Raw genomic sequence first — 17,386 nt, forward strand, 5'->3', positions numbered from 1 at the left:
TTGCCGTATGAAGTAAATAAGAACAGGCAGTACCTATTTTGCCTAGCCGCATCGATGCTGGCTGAGGAAGAACTGAAGAAGCTTAACAAAAAGTAGGCCGGGAAGGGGGTGCATACTATGTCTACGGCCAGTCGTATTACAGTACCTATTGAAGCAAGGGATCTCGTATCCGGTACGCTGCGTCGTATGCAAAGCGGACTCAGAAATACGCAAGACGATGTTGGCGGTCTTCGTCGTGCTGCGGATCGCATGGGACAAGAGTTCAGTTCGTCCATCCATCGCGCCGGCGAATCGGCTCGTGATCTAGGAGCTCAGGTCGGACGTGCAGCAGATGAGACGCGTCAACTCGGACGTGCAGTTGTAGGTGATTTGTTTCGCCGCGCACGTTCCAGTGCTGAAGACTTCCGTCGTTCCGTTTCCCGTGCTGATGCAGAAGTTAGGGGGGTGTCTGATGCTCACGTAAGATTGCATGCAGATGACCAGATCAGTCCGCTGATCGATAACATATCTGCCAAGATAACGGGCTTGGCCGCTCTTGGTGGCGGGTTGATACTCGGCGGGGGTATGTCGGATGCAATGTTTGGCGGTGTGGGTGATTATTATCAAGAAACTGCTCGTCTTGCTCCATATCTATCGTCACAACAACGATCTGAGGTACTAGCTACGAATGATCACTTGTACGCTCAAGGACTTATCTCTGATAAGGCTACAGGAGCTAGAGAACTTTCAACCCTCGTGCCGATGGTACAAGATAAATCAAAAGTAAGTGAAGCTTTTGCTGCTACTACTAAATTACAGGCAGTGATCCCTGACTCTGGTTCTGAAGAGATGCAAAGAGCGGTTACTCAAACAGCAAAGAATTTCAAAGAATCATATTCCCAAGTAGCTGACAGCATCGCTCATGCGTACATGTCCGTGGGTGATCCTCAAAAAGACTTAGCCGATACGTTCTGGGAGTATAGCCCTTACTTCGCGAGTAGCGGTGTAGACTCGGCTCAAATGAGTAATTTTTTAAGTAGTACAGTCAAAGAAGGCGCCTTTAACTTCGACAAGCCGGGTGATTTCTTCAAAGAAGTTTTCGGCGTTAAAGCTTTGAATGTCGATGATATGTCTAGTTACTTTGAGGCTCGCGGCGCAGGGAAAAAGGAAGCGGCTCGCCAAGCTGCTGCTTTTACTGACGATATTAACTCAGGAGACAAGCAGAAGGCACAAGGGGCAATAGCTGCTCTCCTTGCAGATCTGGCCAGCCAGAACCGAAATGAGTTAAAGCAATCCTTAACGACTCTGGGTTCAGCTACAGGTGAGGACAACGCAGACGCTATTCTAAAAACATATGGTGTTGCTTTTGAAAAAGCGCCTGATATGACTGGAACTACGGATAAAATGGTTTCTCAGCAACAAGCGGCAAACCCGATGACTGAATATATCCAGGCGCAGAATGCAATGAAGTCTCAGCTACAGGATATTGGCGGTAACATTATGCAAGCATCTGTTCCTGCGATGAAGGAATTCAACTCCCTATTGACGGATAACAAGGTTCAGATTGAAGCGTTAGGATCTGGGGTAGCAACAGGAATTAGTAACATCGTTAGCTTTTATCACGAGTTTTCTGGTGTCATTAACTCGGTTCTTGGGGTATTAGCAGGTGTATTGGTTCTCAAAGGTGCAGTTGGTATGGCTAAAGGAACAAAGCAACTATACGATGATGTCACCGGCGCTGGTAGATCGGTTTGGAATAGACTTCCTGGTACCCGCAAGTTTGGTGGCGGCGGTGGTTCATCGCCGATCAGTGGAGCTGATCTTGTCTCCAGCATGAACGTCAATGCTTCTCGTGTTTATGTCACCGGCAACATGGGCGGTGGAAATGGCGGGGGTAACAGCAGAAACCGACGGAGAAATCGCCGGAATGGCGGTTCAGACGGGTCAAACTCAAGAACGAACAAACCTAGCAAAACGATCACCAAAACCGACATTATTGGCGATAAGAAGACGAAACCGCAAACCAGCACCAAGACAAAGGGTAAGGACGTTTCTTCTACTACAACCAAACCGTCGAAAACCAATCCTAAGCTAGGTTCAGATGGTTTGCTAACGACTGGACTAAAAGGTACAGGCGGTGCTGCCAAAGGCGTTCTGAAAGGTCTTGGTGTACTCGGCACAATTGCCAATGTTGGCTTTTCTGCTTATGACATGTACGGGGTTGCTAAGGAACAAGGTTGGAAGGAAGCTATTTCTACTCAGGGTGGATCTACGGTTGGTAGTTTAGCAGGTGGTACAATTGGTGGTTTACTCGGGTCATTAGTTGGTCCATTAGGAACTGCCGCAGGTGCTGCAGTCGGCAGCTGGGCAGGGGAGAAGCTTGGTTCATGGGCGGATTCAAGCGGTGTAACTCGTGACATCGTAGATGGTGTATCCAATCTTACGAGCTCAATCAAGGATTGGATGGGGTTTGGCTCAAAAGACGAGCCTAAGCCGACTCCTTCAAAGCCTGAATTACCTAAAGAATCATTCATTACCACCACTGCATCCACAACCAAAGAAGCTGAACAGAAGATTAAAGAGACAATGGAGAACGTTGTTTCCAATGTGCAGCAGAGTGGATTGAAGCAAGGTCTTACAGATGCAATGAACGAGAGCGGCGTTACCCAAGCTGCAGATCATATCAAGGACAAGCTGGTGAGTATGTTCCGAGGTTCCGAGTCTAAAGAAGCAGAAAGCAACATCAAGTCTGTTGGTACGGCGGCTAAGGAAACTGAACAGAAAGCTAAGGACTTGGGAGTTACATCTAAATCAGCGGCACAGGATGTGGTAAGCAGTAATAGCAAGGCTGGTCAAAGCTTTAGTAGTGTTAGTTCGGCAGCTCAAAGTGCTGTCAGCCAAGTGCATAGGGATCTGATGTCGCTGAGTAGCGTTTCAAGCCAGGGCAGTAGTTGGGGAAGCAACCTGATCAGCATGATGGTTTCGGGTATGCGTAGTCAGTTTCCTTCATTGACTTCTGTTGTCTCCAACGCCGCCAAGATCATGCAAAGCTACCTTGGATTCGCATCACCTACAGATGAGGGGCCGGCTAGTAAGTCAGACAAATGGGCACCGAACTTTGTCTCGATGTTTGCTGATGGTTTGCGTCCGGATTCGATTAAAGAACGGATGAACCTGATTGCTGGGACGATGCGTGACGGTGTGGATGGCATCGAAGGGGCAAGTTTGTCCGGAAGTCCTATTCCGGTTCGAACAACGCCATTATCTGCAGAAGCATCCACTGGTAGCAAGTCAGTAACGATCGGCAACATTACGATTGACTTTGGACAACTCGCTAAAGGCATTACTAATTTTGCAGAGTTTGCTCAAATGCTGAAAAGTCCTGAAGGACGGGCATTACTTCGTGATGTTTTGGGAGAAGAGTTATACAAAGCATTGGAGACAGGGGGTTAACTCATGCTTGCAATGTCTCAGGGATCAACCAGATTAACCTTCCCTATCACGCCAGCCGAGGTTCAAATCACAACAGGAAATGATGTGGATTCATTCAACGTTATAACTGGACAAGAGCGAACAGGGAAACCCACTGCCAAGTTGCAGCGGGTTTCTTTTTCGGCTATCTTACCGCGTGAATGGCGTGAAATATGGGAGACGGATAAGAAGCAAACCGTTACCTACAAACGTCCTGAAACAACATGGCAACTGTTGGAGAAGTGGAAACCCAAGCCTGTTGTGCTGAATTTTGAGGAGTTGTTCAGCACAACGATGTTGATCGAGAACATGGAGATCGTTTATAAAGACGGGCAAGGCAACATTCACATGACAATGACTTTGGTCGAGTATAAGCCAGTCAAAATTATTTCATATTCCAACACAAAACAGCTCCTTAAGCCTGGTGTGATTATTACGAAAGCCAGCAAGAGCCGTCCGAATACCACAAGTAAAAGCGGTAAAAAAGACGACAAGAAGAAGACTACGACCAAGAAGAAAGTCGCAGCAAAGAAGAAGTCCACGGCAGCCGCCAAGGATGCTGCAGATAATGCGACAGGTTCATTTGACTACACAGGTCGCAAAAACAATATTGCAGCCGCAATGAAAAAAACGAGCTATATACAAAGTTAATAGGAGGGCAAACATGGACAAATTTGCAGTCATATACGGTAAACAGGATGCCAGGTCTGCCCTCACTCCTGCAATAACGGACATTTCATGGTCATCCCAACGAGATGAGATTGCGCGCAGTATGACAGTTCGGCTGCGCGATATCCCAACAGTTAGTGTAGCTGGTATGCTGATGTGCTTTTCGCATAAGGTGGGTAAATCCCTTCTTCATCATAAGAACCAGTTTTTCCACGGACCCATCATTGACTACGAAAAAGATGAATTTACAGGCGCTTGGGAGATCAAGGCCAGGGAGATTGGATGGTACCTTGCGAAGAACAAAGGTGTGCGACCATACCTGAAGGGCGAAGCGGGGGCTGAATTGCAGAAGTACATCAAAACAACTGGAGTTGATTTTCGTTGTCCTGCCCTCGGGTTTAACCTGGATGAACGATACGGGACGATGGCACACTCTGAGGTGATCCTGGATGTGTTGCAAAAGGCATATGAGCGTAGTGGCTACCGGTACCATGTCGATGCGATCCGGACGGAGCAACATTTTTATCTGCAAGTCGTGAGGGAAGGCACCAATGAAAAGGTGCCTATTTTTGTACCTGAACAGATGGAAGCGAGCAGCGCAGGGTACAACATCGAGGACACATACACGGTTGTCACTGCTCAAAAATATAAGGATGACAAGCTATCTGTATCAGTTACAAAAACGGATGCCAGCGCCTTGAAAACCTTTGGTCGAATGGAAGAAATCATCGAAGTAGAAGAGGAAGAGAATCCGACCACTGTTGCTACTCAGCGACTAAAAGCAATGGCTAAGCCTAAGCAACTCAAGCGAATCACGGTACGTCATGAGGATTATACATTGGCTGGCTTACGGGCTGGTTGGCTCGTGCTGATCAAGACAACTGTGGTTACCAAATGGATCGTAGAGAGTGCCGACACGAGCTGGAGCAACGGCATATTTACGGTCAAGATGGTCTTGGAACGGAGGGAAGCATAATGATGGGTGATGCGATTCAACTGATGAAAGAAAAGCTGAAAGGTCACATTGATGCGCGGGATACAGAACGTGCGACCCTTGTTAGCTGGCCTAATCCGAAGATTGAGATTGATGGAGATCCGCATCCCTATGAATCAGGAAGTATTGTTATTGCAGATTATTTACAGGAACGTGAGATTGAGATCACTTTTGAGGTCGTGGAGCCAGAGCCAGCGATTTTGAAAGGTAAACTCCTGATCCCTAGCCCGTTGGAGGTGGGAGATAGGCTGCTTGTATCACGCATGACGGGTCAGCGTTATTACGTGTTGGGAAAGGAGCGTTAGCACATGAATGAAGACGAAACGTTATTCCCTGAAATGGATCTCGAAGAAGTAGACGTCACCGATCTAGTCGATAACATTCCTTCTGAAACCAAATGGACATACAAAATGGATTTTCGCAATCGCCGAGCTGTCCTTGATGAGTATGGGCGTCCTGTTCGCACGAAAAGTTATGAGGAATTTCTTGTTGAAACGGGCATGAAAATCCTATGCACAGAACGCTTTCAATATGTCGTCTATGGAGAAGATGTAGGCGTTGAAAAATCAGAGTGGCCAGGATGGGAAGACAATGAGATTATCCGTGATATTGAAGAAGCACTAACGGCTCATCCTGAAATAGAACAAGCTGAGGTAATATCAATGACTCGTGTTGACCGTGGGATGGATCTGACAATTAAAATTATGGGCTTAGTTGGCACGGCTGAATTGAGTGAGGTGATTGATGTATGAGCTTGATTATTAACGATCTGCCAAAGTTTCCTTCGATTCCGATTTTGGAGGAAACGCCTGATATGATCTATCAGCGATGGGTTAACCGTGTTATTGCCTTGGCGAATGAACGAGGAGATCCACCGCCACCTGTAGGCGAAGGTGAATTCTTTTACGACATGTGGTACCCAATCGCACAAGAAGTAGCCGAACAACAGGAGTTATGGGGCTATGGCGTACTACAAGCTACGCCGATCTGGGCAGATGATGAGTTTCTGGACGCACACGGCTGGGCTGACGGAATAGTGCGTAAAGATGGTGAATCTAATGATGATTATCGACTACGGATTCTTGAACGTGCATTTACCGAAGAGGGCAGCGGCCGCCGAACAGATTACGAGCGCTGGGCAAAGGAGATCCAAGGCGTTGGAGCTGCTGTCGCAAGGGAAAAAGAGCGACATGACAACTCCATTGACCTATATCTAACTGACATGAACGGCCAGCCGATCACGCTAGAATTTGCTGAGCAAGTCAAAGCGCTAATGTGGGATGAATATCGCATTGCCGGTCATGATCTGGCTGTGCATCCAGCTCCGGTGTTTGTAGTTACGGTAAAAGCGACATTGGAAACGACGGAAGAACTGCCTAAACTGGCTGAGCTGATCCGTCAGCGTGTAGTGGCATACGCTAATGGTCGCAATAAGTTGTTGTACAACTACATTGCAGCTCTATTGCTTGTGCCTGGTGTCGAGAATTACAGTGACTTCACGATTAATGATGAACTTGAGGATGTAGACGTGCCTGCTGTGTCGTTGCTGCAGGTAGAGGTGGTGTTATCATGATCCCTGTTCGATACCGTGAGGTCTTGCCGCCTTACTGGTACGAAAACGAGGTAGCAGTCTGGCATTTTGGAGTAATGGAGGAAGAGATAGATTTACGAGAACAGAAGATGAATGACCTCGTAAATCAGTTTCTATTGCAAAGGGCTACCTGGGGGCTGGGTATTAAGGAATGGATTTACTTCCGTGCGGAACAAGTTGGCACATTGGCTAACCGCCGCGAAGCAATTCGCAGGAAACGGTTAGCGAAGAAGCCGTTCAAGTTACCTATTCTCCGACAGATCGGCTTACAGTATGGCAAGCTCTTACAGGTGAGAGAAGAGTTTCAGGCTAAAGAGATTCACTTTGAATATGACTCAAAAGCTCCAATCAATTTAGCGGGGCTATTTGGTGATTTCGAATATATCCGTCCTGTTCACATTAACCGTGCCGTTCCTGTGATTAAGACGACTACTCCAGCGATTACGCTCAGCGGGAATGTATATTGTCATGCCGTAGATTTTCCGATATGCGGTTTAGAAATGCCCCTTGAATTGGGGAGAAGTGGGGTTCTGGCTTCTCAAAGTATTACAATCGCGCCGACTGCGTCGCATACTCGGATTGACAGTCCAATTACAGGTTTTGAAATACCCATGCAAGGAGGAGTGCCTTAATGGCAGATATTATTCAATCGCTATTGCTTGATTACTTGGTAACGGATGCTGATTCGCATTTTGACCATGCTCTAGTCAATGTAGGAGGTGAACTAGTCCAATACCCCATCTATAACACGGTTATTTCTGGACGAACAATACGCAAATACGTCTATTTAAGTGACACAGAAGTAGTAGGTAAACAGATTCTTGGTGCATCCCTTATGGATGGGCAGGGTCGAACACTTGCTAACCAAGCTCTTAATGTTATTAAGAACGATCGGGGTTTTCTGATCGGGTTTGAACTCTCGATTAAGTTGGAGGTGAAGGCGATTGTATAACAAACAGGAGTGGAAAGATGAGATACCCGATCTGACTAAGCCAATTATGGATTCATCTACAGGAAAACAAAAAACGGATCGGCAGACTGGTCGGCCTCTCTTTGAACTTGTGCAGGAAGGAACTCGTATAACCTCATCTAGATTAAATACAATGGAAGACGGCATCGAAGCTGCCCATGGCTTAGTTGAGATTTTGATTAAGGAAATGGGTGGGAACTTTGTTGCAACTTCTAATGGAATTAGAGGTTTGGCTTGCACTACGCAAGGTTTGAAAGTGACATGGACAGCTGGTGTTGCTTATGTAAATGGGTTGCGATATGAGGTGGCTGCGGGTGAAATCGATTTAGCGCCAACGAAAGGTCAGTATGTGTATGTAGACACTGATGGCGTGGTTAAAGTAGCCACAAATGTAAAAGTCGTTCACAAGGGCTTAGTTATTTTTTATGCTTCGACAGATACCAGCGGTGTAATTTCTTCTGAAGATCGTCGAGTTAATCTCAATATGGAAGAGCTTCGGAAACGGATTGAAAGTGTTGAGAATGACATAATCACAAAAACAAATACAGCGGAAAGAAATGCGAAAACATACACAGATGAGCGGGTAGGCGTGCTTACTGACCTCAAAACGAATGCAAAAGGAAATGCTGTCCTAGCTATTAACGAGCTTTTTCAATCTGTCAGTAACGGGAAAGAATTACTAGCCAATGCGATTACTGACATGGGTCAACCGACATTGGCTACTGATTCTTACGAGGTAATGTCTGAGCACATTGGTATGCTGACTACCAATACCTTCATGAAAGAGTTCGGCATCACTACTGCTGGGTATGATCTACCTACAACTCTGACTCAGGTGATGAAGGTCAGCTTCAGATATGTAGGTCTCCTCAACTCATTTGCTCCGTACATTCTGTACTCGAACAATGGCTACCTATGGACACCTGCTACAATTACTGTCCCTGAAGGAGTATTACTTAATTCAGCTAGGCAAATGGCCTACGGCAGTGACTTGTTCATTGTCTTGGCTAACGGCAAAAACTTACTTCGCTCAGGGAATGGGGTTGACTGGGAATTAGTAACGCAACCTACGAGCTCTGCTACTAGCTGGACTAACATTGTATATGCTGGCGGTATGTTCTGTGTAACCGATGGCAAGTCAACTATGCTCTCTGTTAATGGCTACACCTGGACTGTATATGAGAACTCTGTCGCCGCCCTGAATACTGGAGGTAATATTCCTAATAACCTTACAGGAGGAGAATCAAGCCACGCCAAGTTTATCATGTCCTACCCAGCGGACGTAAACAGCACCAACATCATTTACTCCAATGACGGAGTTGCCTGGAATCATATTGTGACTTCTTCAGGACTGCTGCCTCCTGTAGTAGGAGCATTTACCTTCGGATCTAGAGGATGGGTTGCGCTAGGCGTTGAAGGGGTAGCTACTTCTGTAGACGGGGCTCTCTGGGAAGTAACTACTTTTACAGGCAGTCAGATCAACAGTGTTCCGAGTGGCTGTTTAGCTTACTTCGGTGGGCAATATGTGGTAGCTGGTCAGTCTAGGAACGCATCTAATTTTACCCGTGCCGCCATCTTCACATCTAGAGATGGCAATGTGTGGGAGCGTGTCTGGATGTCAGCTGATAACTTCACTCTATCGTCTTTTCGTAGCTTGGCATATGACGAAGAGTCGGCCATCTTCTACTCGACAACCACACTACTGACGGTATACACCGGTAAGGTGAATCCCGGTAGCATCTTCGATGATGCCAGAGTACGCGAGCGAAACTTCCGTACCAGCCTTGCACAAGCCATCTTTAAGCAAACTGTAGGTACTTCCACAGTTGCTGCGCCTGAGTTGATGCTGGAGAATATTGCACGAATTCCAAGGAACGTAGCTGCTACGGATTGGGTGAATCGACAGACCATCGCGCCAGCTGTTTTAGTTAAAGCTGTATGTATGGTTAAGGCTTCCTTTGTTGGCGTAACCCAACTCGCCAGCGGGGCTACTTCGGGCAATGCGATTCGATCTCAGAATGGCGGGACAAGCTTCGCAACAGTCAGCACGCCTAAAGTAGATGCTGTCGATATTGCTCACAACAATGCAGGTATGATCGTAGCGGTTGGTCAAGCATCGTCTGGAGTAGTTGCGTCCGCTATGTATTCCACCAACGTAGGACTTTCGTGGACTGCTGTATCGACTGCGCAATTGTCAGCTAGCTTGGACTTCGGCATTATCCAATGGACGGGTACTAAGTTCATCGCCATCACCAGATCGGCAGCGGTATATTCTTCTACAGATGGTACTACGTGGTCTTCTGAGCCTGTTTGGATGGGTCTTAGAACAGGTACGATTATCGACTCTGTGATTACTCCACAGGGTATGTACATCATGACTAACTACAACATCCTGTACACCGCGGACTATGTTACGTATGAGACCATCTTGACTTGTAACAACTCATGCCTGTCTGCTTTAGCCTATGGCAACGGCGTCTTAGTAGTTACAACTACTGCTGTTACTGTCATCAACAGGCCAGACGGTACGCAGGATATGTCCAAACGAGGAGAAGTACTAACGAGTACAGATGGTGGCGTAACCTGGCAGTTCAATATATTAGGCTCCAACAATGCTGGCTGGGGTGGAGGTAGTGCTAAGCAGTTCACGGACGTGACCTTCAACAGAGGACTATTTGTAGCTACGTTGAATAGCTCGTCTAGTCCGAATATTGCTGTATCACACGATGGCGTTAACTGGATTGGGCGAAGCAAAGCAAGTGGAGCCAGTGCAACCAACTACAGTAGAGTCACGGGCTTCGGGGGAGTGTTCATCGCATTCCCAGGGGGATCAGCTAACAGTACTTGGATGACATCCGGCACTATCGACCAAGAACTATACAACGCGGGACGAGGCTATTAATTAGCCCAACTGAGATAAAATTGATTTTAATGCCATTCGGCATTATTGATCCTCTCTGAATTCAGGGAGGATTCTTTATATTATTTTGATGGGGGATATGAAATGGAGAAAGTGGGGAAATGGGCTTTAGCCGCAGGTAGCTGGCTGGTGTCATACTTATTTGGAGGTTGGTCTGGAGTGCTGGGAGTTTTGTTAGTTTTCGTTATGCTAGATTATATAACCGGGATTGCTGCTGCTGCGCATACTGGACAGCTTAAAAGTAAAATTGGCCTTATCGGGATTGCCCGTAAGGTCTTTGTTTTTGCCATGGTGGCAGTTGGGCATTTGGTTGATGGTATTTTAGGTGACGGTCATTTATTTCGGGATACGGTCGCTTTCTTTTATATTGCGAACGAGCTGTTGTCTATTACCGAAAATGGCGGGAGACTAGGAGCGCCAGTTCCTGCTGTGATCAAACAAGCAATTGAAGTCTTGAAGGGTAAAGGTGGCAATAACGATAAAGGAGCTGGTACGAATGCTTAAAGTATGGATTGATGCAGGACATGGTGGCAAGGATCCGGGAGCAGTAGCCAATGGAATCCAAGAGAAGGATATCGCCCTGAAGGTATCACTCGGCATTAAGGAACGATTGGAAGAAACATATGAGGATGTACAAGTTCTGCTCTCAAGATCCACGGATGTATTTTTAGAACTTCGTGATCGGACAGCTAAGGCAAACGCAGCTGGTGCTGACGTCCTGGTTTCTATTCATTGCAACGCAGGTGGTGGCAAGGGAGGATTTGAGTCTTTCCGTTATACTTCGGCTTCACAAAATAGTATCAAGCTTCAGGAGACATTGCACAAGGCGATTATGTCCAAGCTCGGTGGAATTGATCGTGGGCAGAAGTCGAAGAATCTGCACATGGTGCGTGAATCCAGGATGCCAGCAGTCCTGACAGAGAACTTGTTTGTTGATGTGGTAGCAGACGCAGATTGCCTTAAACAAGCAAGTGTAATCAAAACGATTATAGAGGGTCACGTCCTAGGCATTGCAGCATACTTAGGACTTACTAGCAAGTTAATGGAAGTTCAACCTGTGAAACCAAGAGATATTAATATAGTTAGTAAATGGGCTGAAACCGCGTGGAGGGACATGTCAGAAAGAGGATACTTCGATGGTCAACGTCCGGGGTCACCCATTACACGAGAGGAAGTTGCCGTTTTACTTAGTAGAATTTTATAAAAAAATTCAAGGAAGTTTTTTTATAAAAAGAGAGGCGCCAGAGAATAAGCGCCTCTTCATACATGGAGATTAAGGAGTTTCAGTCAAGAATGAATAACCATCAACCAATCCACGAACAGTATAGGTAGCATATGCTACACTAGCGACATAGTGATCTTCAAAAACATTTTTATTGTAGTTTGCATTTTTCGCAGAATTTGTATAATCCTTTGAGAAAACTAATCCTATATTTGTACCACCTTCCCCAAAAAGACCAAAAGCTCTAACCTGCACGACACTCCCAATACTACTATGGTATTCTTGATTAGTGTCACGAATTACAAAGTTTCCAGTTAAGAAGTTATTTACGAATCCAATATCATGCGTTCCATGTCCAGTGAGCTCTACTTTGTTAAAATTCCCCTTGAAGTACCAGCTGGCATCACTTACTTGTGGCGTTGAAGATGATTGAACCGATTGAGTTGAGAAGTTTTGGTTTACTGGTATTGCATGAAGCTTGACAAAGTTTGCATCTTCTTCAGAGAAAATTTCACCGATCTCATATTTGTCAGCAATCTCAGTGAGCTTAGCATTGATTTCGTTCGTTGTCATTTCATTTGAAAAGGTATTAATATTTGTTATAGGTATGGCGTTTTCTTTTACGGAATTCGCTTCTTCTTGAGAGAGTATTTCTCCTGCACCATAATTCGCTTCGATTTCACTTATAGGACTTGGGTTAACGCTTTGAGCATTAGCTGCCATAGGCAACAGTAAAGTAAATGCTCCAGCAGTTAATAATGTTTGGATAGTCTTTTTGTTCAACATTTTGTAGTTATCTCCTTTAGGTTGAATATTATGTTAAAGTTTAACATTAAAATTAATTTACCATATATGGGTGTTTTAGGTATATAGGACTTTGGGATTAATTGTATTTTATTAGTTGCTAAAGGTTGTTTTTCAACGTGAGATGGTATAAAGTTGGATGTAATGTTACAGGATGAGGAGGAAATGCTGTATGCAACATTCATTTAGCATACCAGGAATAATAATATTGTTACTGGGATTAGGCCTCGTAGTATTTATTGTAAGAAGTATAGTGAATAAGATTTGGTATTCAAAAAAATAATATTTCAACTATAATTAATAGAAAGTTAGATAACCGTTACGAAACGAAACAAAAAAGGACACTGATGACAGTGTCCTTTTTTGTTTCGTTGTTCTTTTACTGAAAATTCTCTAAAAGTGTCCATATTTATCATTATAAAAAATGATAATATGCCTGATGGAACTATCTGAAGTCCTCTTCTTAAAAGCGAACGGGTAGACAGCTGATTATTTAATACCCAATGCATCCTTAACTGAGTTCTGTAGAAGCTGAGAGAAGTTCAATTCGGCATCTTTGCCGGCATCTCTCAACCACTGTGGGACAGTGCAATTAACTGTAACTGATTTATTCGCTGCAGCATCACGATACGGAGGGAGGAAAACCTCAACAAATACAATTCGGTCGCTCGGATCGTTCAACTCAATAGCATCAAGTTCAGAAGGTGAAGGAATCTCAGCATTTTCATGTTCCATTTCAATAATGCAATCAATCAACATGCTTTTAGCATCTTTAATGGCAGTTTGAACGTCAGGTGCAAGAACTGCTGTTCCAGGCACGTCAGGGAAATAAAGACCAATGCCACCATCTTCACCTTTTTCAACTACAGCAGGGAAAATAAATGTGTTTACCAATTTATCTCGCTCCTTAAATTCATTTTATTTTACACCTGTCGTGTTATCTATACATAACATGACGAACCGGTCTATGCCGGAGGCAAGCAATGGCTTTAGAGAAGGGAGGGGTTAAAAGATAACCCCTGATGTCTTCTCGATGCTTTTGAGTGTGCCAATCGGTATCGTCTGACCACTGTTGTGGAAACTGATGATAGCAAATCTGGATGGATCATCTTTATGTATCCATTTACTATGACTTCCGCCGCCAGTGTGTGAAGGGGATTTTATAAATCCTTCTTCTTTCAACCGTTTGAGCACTTCTCGTACCGTTCGCTGTTTCGGCATCGCTTACCTCCTTTCTATAGTATAATTATAACACGTGTTTTTATGCGTGTCAAATAATTACGCGCGTAAATATGCGTGTTTTTATTTTGGTTGAGAAAAAGAGCAGGAGGGATAACCTCTCTGCTCTTTATTCCTAACTTACCTCTTTGATCAAACCCTCGTTATTATTCCGCACATTCCCTACTGCAGAATCGACCTTGTAGGCACTCATTCCAGCAGCGTCATACGGTCTGAGTAGCCCCAGAATGCTTTCCTTATCCGAATCCTTTTTCAACCATTCCGCTTCATCCTGTGACCGAAGAATGACTGGCATTCGATCGTGGATGTCTGACATAAGGCTATTAGGTTCTGTAGTGATGATTGTGCAAGTCGACAGCTTTCTTCCGTCCTGATCGATCCATGTATCATATAGACCAGCAAGAGAGAAGATTGAATTGTCCTTCATTAGAATCCGCATTGGTTGCTTATTCGATCCTTCTTTCTTCCACTCGTAGAATCCATTACAAGGCACAATACATCTTTTAGAACTAATCAGTCGCTTGAAAGCTGGTTTCTCATCTAACGTCTCAGCTCGGGCGTTGATCATCTTACTCCCGATTTTGTCATCCTTTGCCCAAGAAGGTACAAGACCCCAACGTAGTGAGCCCAATCGATTCCCTTTACTACTTCCAATGATCGTCGGAATATACTGCATTGGCGCAGCGTTAAAGTTTGGTTTGTAATCAAATCCTTCTGCAATTGACGCCATATAACGTTCCATAATGTCTTCTAGTGGATCTATTATAGTAAATCTTCCGCACATACTCACTGCCTCCTTTGAGACGATATACTATGTAATTTTACTCAAAATATTGAGATTAGAAACGGGTAATATGTGGAGTTAGTTATCCATAAAAAAATAAAAATGCAATAAATTAGATGATATTTATAGATCAGCAAGTTTATGTTTAGACATATTGTGATTTATTCTGTAATCTTCAAACAGATATACATTAAGCACAAAAAAGGGGTAGTAAGATGAAAAAGAAAATTAGCTTTATACTTAGTTTAGCACTATTTGTTTCAATCCTAATCCCACTTGCTTCAGTAAGTGCATACATGGGTGGACTAGCGGATGGAAAAGTAATGATTTTAACCGACGGTAATCCATATCATCCTGCGCAAGACAGCACTTATTTAATTACTGATAGTGATGAAACTACATATTATACTATTCCTGTCGGTAAAGCGATTTCAGTCAATCTAGGTTCAAAGACAAATTTTAATTACATTCGTATTTTGGCAGACTCAAACCAATTAGCAATAAATACGTATGCTAACTCCCATGTGGCTGGAAAAAGAGTAGATGCATTATATAGTGGTGCTCCTGATGGTTCTTTAAAAGATTTAAGTATCTCAGGAATACAATACGTACAATTGAAAAATAATTCGAATGTAGATATTAACCTTTACGAGTTTGATGTATTTACAACAGACCCTACAGTTCCAGAACCACAACCACAACCTGAGCCTGAGCCTCAACCTCAGCCAGATAGTAACAGGGCTATTATGGTCATAACAATGACAACTGGCTTGGAAAAGGAATATGACTTAAGCATGCAAGAAGTTAACAGCTTCATTGACTGGTATGAAGCGAAACAAGCGGGAAGTGGAAGGGCGTCATATGCAATTGACAAGCATGACAATAACAAAGGTCCGTTCAAGAGTCGGAAGGATTATATCTTGTTTGATCGGGTACTGACATTTGAGGTAAGTGAATACTAAAAGAGTTGGGGCTTCATCGGTTCAATACTGATGAAGTCTTTTAATGTGGTTTTCCAAGGATGCCATTAGTCTTATCTCGATGCTAAAGTCATAAAAATAATGAATTGGCATAGCGATATGTTAATTTATGAACGATAACTATAGTGCACGGAAGAATTTGCTCATCTCGAAATGATTGCAACCATGATCTACAAGCTTACCAAAGATGTAACGGTAGAGCAGTTGGAGCAGGCAGGCTTAGATGCACATTACGTCAATCATGATCGAGCGTTGTTCTATAATAATGCTGCAGGCGTGCCTTTCACGGCTACGTATATCCAAGCTAAAGGTGATCCGATTGCCGATCTCTATGAGGATATTGCAGCCGAGGAGAAGGCACGAGCTACTTATCAATGGTTAATCGATATGACCGATGATGTTGATCTACAAGATAGTCTGAAGTTTCTGCGTGAACGGGAAATTGTGCATTCTCTGCGATTCCGCGAAGCTGTGGAGATCCTGAAGGATGATCGGGATACGAAGAAGATATTTTAGGGGTTAGGTACCGGTTATCAGTAGATTTGAATAAAGAGCCACTCCTTTATATTAAGGAGTGGCTTTGGCATTAGCGCGAGGCACCTACATATATAGAACTTACGACTAATAAACATAAACATCTATACATCACATCGTTTGATTTAACCAAACTCATAACAATGTACAATCTTAACATGAAATTCATATAATGATAGTTAAATAGAAACATCAACAAATGAGCAGAGGAGAGAGCCGATCAATGAGCTATGAGAATGCACTTCAACGTTATATTCATGCGACAAACACACATCACTTTGAGAATGTTAACCAGTTACTACACCCCAATGCGGTTTACTGGTTTTCAGATCAAACGTGCAAGACGACTCACGAAATTCAAAATTATTTTGAGAACTCTTGGGATACGATTAAGGATGAAGTCTACTCCATTTCAGATGTACAATGGCTAGTGACTGAAGAGAATACGGCAACATGTATCTATACATATCATTATGAGGGAGTGCTTAACGGAAAGTTTGTATCTGGCAGTGGTAGGGCAACGAATGTTTTTGTCAAAGTAAACGAAGAAGAGTGGAACATCATTCACGAACACCTCAGCAGTCTTTAGCGCATCCTTAACACATAGTCGTAGCAGTATCCCATTATGAAAATGGATCACTTTATCTAGATAATCAATTAGATTAGAGACATGAAGCAACTTATTACAAACAGGAAGGAAACTATTTACGAGAACAGAGAACATGATCAAATAGAAACGAAATGGCAACCTTTAAACAGGGTGGATATCATTTGATTCTGTTTTACATTTTATATGTATAATTGCTATAATAATACTTATTAAGTTAAATCAAGAATCCCCCTCAAACTTCACAGGATACTTGTACCGCTAACGCTAGACACAATACATACTTTGGGAGTGATCGGATGACAAGAAGTGGATTTAGGAACATGCCGATGTGGTTTATACTCGTTGCAATTGCAGTGATTGTTCTCATTTCAGTCAATTTCTTTTACTTGAATACTGCGGTTAATATGATTGCATTAACAATCTTGAATGTTGCCAACGCCATTCGATTCTGGAAGGCTGAACGGAGCGTGGCCATCGTGCTATTAATAGCAGGTGTTGCTTGTGGGCTGTATCTCATCAAGTACTTATTGAATTGAAATCTCTCAAGAAGCGCTACAAATAAAATCTGGTCGTCCACTTTGGCGATCTTTTTTTATGCATAATAAAAAAACAACCGCCA

Annotated in this window: 18 protein-coding genes and 1 pseudogene; 15 read left to right on the forward strand and 4 right to left on the reverse strand. The window is 43.8% G+C overall.

The genetic code is table 11. From position 1 onward, the window contains the following. Positions 1-117: 117 nt before the first annotated feature. The 11 genes from V6W81_RS09350 (at position 118) to V6W81_RS09400 (ending at position 11,798) form a co-directional block, all read left to right on the forward strand. A complete protein-coding gene (locus V6W81_RS09350; RefSeq protein ID WP_338542820.1) occupies positions 118-3,432 on the forward strand; it encodes a tail tape measure protein in 3,315 nt (1,104 codons plus the stop codon). A 3-nt stretch (positions 3,433-3,435) separates the two neighbouring features. Next, positions 3,436-4,101: a hypothetical protein gene (locus V6W81_RS09355; protein ID WP_338542822.1), complete on the forward strand. Its 666-nt coding sequence runs from the start codon at positions 3,436-3,438 to the stop codon at positions 4,099-4,101. A 13-nt stretch (positions 4,102-4,114) separates the two neighbouring features. Next, a complete protein-coding gene (locus tag V6W81_RS09360) occupies positions 4,115-5,095 on the forward strand; it encodes an XkdQ/YqbQ family protein (RefSeq protein ID WP_338542823.1) in 981 nt (326 codons plus the stop codon). Then, positions 5,095-5,418: a DUF2577 family protein gene (locus V6W81_RS09365; protein ID WP_338542824.1), complete on the forward strand. Its 324-nt coding sequence runs from the start codon at positions 5,095-5,097 to the stop codon at positions 5,416-5,418. The genes V6W81_RS09360 and V6W81_RS09365 overlap by 1 nt, the downstream gene beginning before the upstream one ends. 3 nt (positions 5,419-5,421) lie before the next feature. After that, a complete protein-coding gene (locus V6W81_RS09370; RefSeq protein ID WP_338542826.1) occupies positions 5,422-5,865 on the forward strand; it encodes a DUF2634 domain-containing protein in 444 nt (147 codons plus the stop codon). Continuing rightward, complete coding sequence (locus V6W81_RS09375; protein WP_338542827.1) at positions 5,862-6,686, forward strand: baseplate J/gp47 family protein; 825 nt, start codon at positions 5,862-5,864, stop codon at positions 6,684-6,686. Before V6W81_RS09370 ends, V6W81_RS09375 begins: the two co-directional genes overlap by 4 nt. Next, the gene (locus tag V6W81_RS09380) at positions 6,683-7,336 is read left to right on the forward strand and encodes a hypothetical protein (RefSeq protein WP_338542828.1); all 654 of its coding nucleotides are present in this window, start codon (positions 6,683-6,685) and stop codon (positions 7,334-7,336) included. Before V6W81_RS09375 ends, V6W81_RS09380 begins: the two co-directional genes overlap by 4 nt. Further along, complete coding sequence (locus V6W81_RS09385; protein ID WP_338542829.1) at positions 7,336-7,656, forward strand: hypothetical protein; 321 nt, start codon at positions 7,336-7,338, stop codon at positions 7,654-7,656. The genes V6W81_RS09380 and V6W81_RS09385 overlap by 1 nt, the downstream gene beginning before the upstream one ends. Then, complete coding sequence (locus V6W81_RS09390) at positions 7,649-10,576, forward strand: hypothetical protein (protein WP_338542831.1); 2,928 nt, start codon at positions 7,649-7,651, stop codon at positions 10,574-10,576. Before V6W81_RS09385 ends, V6W81_RS09390 begins: the two co-directional genes overlap by 8 nt. Positions 10,577-10,678: 102 nt before the next feature. Further along, entirely contained in the window at positions 10,679-11,098 is a 420-nt protein-coding gene (locus V6W81_RS09395; RefSeq protein ID WP_338542833.1) for a phage holin family protein, read from the forward strand. Beyond that, a complete protein-coding gene (locus V6W81_RS09400) occupies positions 11,091-11,798 on the forward strand; it encodes an N-acetylmuramoyl-L-alanine amidase (RefSeq protein WP_338542834.1) in 708 nt (235 codons plus the stop codon). Before V6W81_RS09395 ends, V6W81_RS09400 begins: the two co-directional genes overlap by 8 nt. A gap of 69 nt (positions 11,799-11,867) precedes the next feature. Here V6W81_RS09400 and V6W81_RS09405 read toward each other — a convergent pair whose 3' ends face one another. From V6W81_RS09405 to V6W81_RS09420, 4 genes are all read right to left on the reverse strand, one after another. After that, positions 11,868-12,602: a hypothetical protein gene (locus V6W81_RS09405; RefSeq protein ID WP_338542835.1), complete on the reverse strand. Its 735-nt coding sequence runs from the start codon at positions 12,600-12,602 to the stop codon at positions 11,868-11,870. A gap of 507 nt (positions 12,603-13,109) precedes the next feature. Continuing rightward, complete coding sequence (locus V6W81_RS09410; RefSeq protein ID WP_338542837.1) at positions 13,110-13,514, reverse strand: type II toxin-antitoxin system HicB family antitoxin; 405 nt, start codon at positions 13,512-13,514, stop codon at positions 13,110-13,112. Between the two features lie 111 nt (positions 13,515-13,625). Then, positions 13,626-13,841, reverse strand: coding sequence for a type II toxin-antitoxin system HicA family toxin (locus V6W81_RS09415; protein WP_338542839.1), 216 nt, complete (start codon positions 13,839-13,841; stop codon positions 13,626-13,628). Between the two features lie 133 nt (positions 13,842-13,974). Beyond that, positions 13,975-14,643, reverse strand: coding sequence for an SOS response-associated peptidase (locus V6W81_RS09420; RefSeq protein ID WP_338542840.1), 669 nt, complete (start codon positions 14,641-14,643; stop codon positions 13,975-13,977). Between the two features lie 215 nt (positions 14,644-14,858). Between V6W81_RS09420 and V6W81_RS09425 the strand changes: the two genes are divergently transcribed. The 4 genes and pseudogenes from V6W81_RS09425 to V6W81_RS09440 all read left to right on the forward strand — a co-directional run bounded on the left by V6W81_RS09425 (position 14,859) and on the right by V6W81_RS09440 (position 17,303). Continuing rightward, positions 14,859-15,605: a hypothetical protein gene (locus V6W81_RS09425; RefSeq protein ID WP_338542841.1), complete on the forward strand. Its 747-nt coding sequence runs from the start codon at positions 14,859-14,861 to the stop codon at positions 15,603-15,605. A gap of 147 nt (positions 15,606-15,752) precedes the next feature. Continuing rightward, positions 15,753-16,139 (forward strand): annotated as a pseudogene (locus V6W81_RS09430) (manganese catalase family protein); the annotation flags it as partial. A gap of 241 nt (positions 16,140-16,380) precedes the next feature. Further along, the gene (locus V6W81_RS09435; RefSeq protein WP_338542842.1) at positions 16,381-16,746 is read left to right on the forward strand and encodes a YybH family protein; all 366 of its coding nucleotides are present in this window, start codon (positions 16,381-16,383) and stop codon (positions 16,744-16,746) included. Positions 16,747-17,063: 317 nt separating this feature from the next. Continuing rightward, the gene (locus V6W81_RS09440; RefSeq protein ID WP_145047834.1) at positions 17,064-17,303 is read left to right on the forward strand and encodes a hypothetical protein; all 240 of its coding nucleotides are present in this window, start codon (positions 17,064-17,066) and stop codon (positions 17,301-17,303) included. The last annotated feature ends 83 nt before the right edge of the window (positions 17,304-17,386 follow it).

It is taken from the genome of Paenibacillus tundrae (assembly GCF_036884255.1).
Classification (GTDB): Bacteria; Bacillota; Bacilli; order Paenibacillales; family Paenibacillaceae; genus Paenibacillus.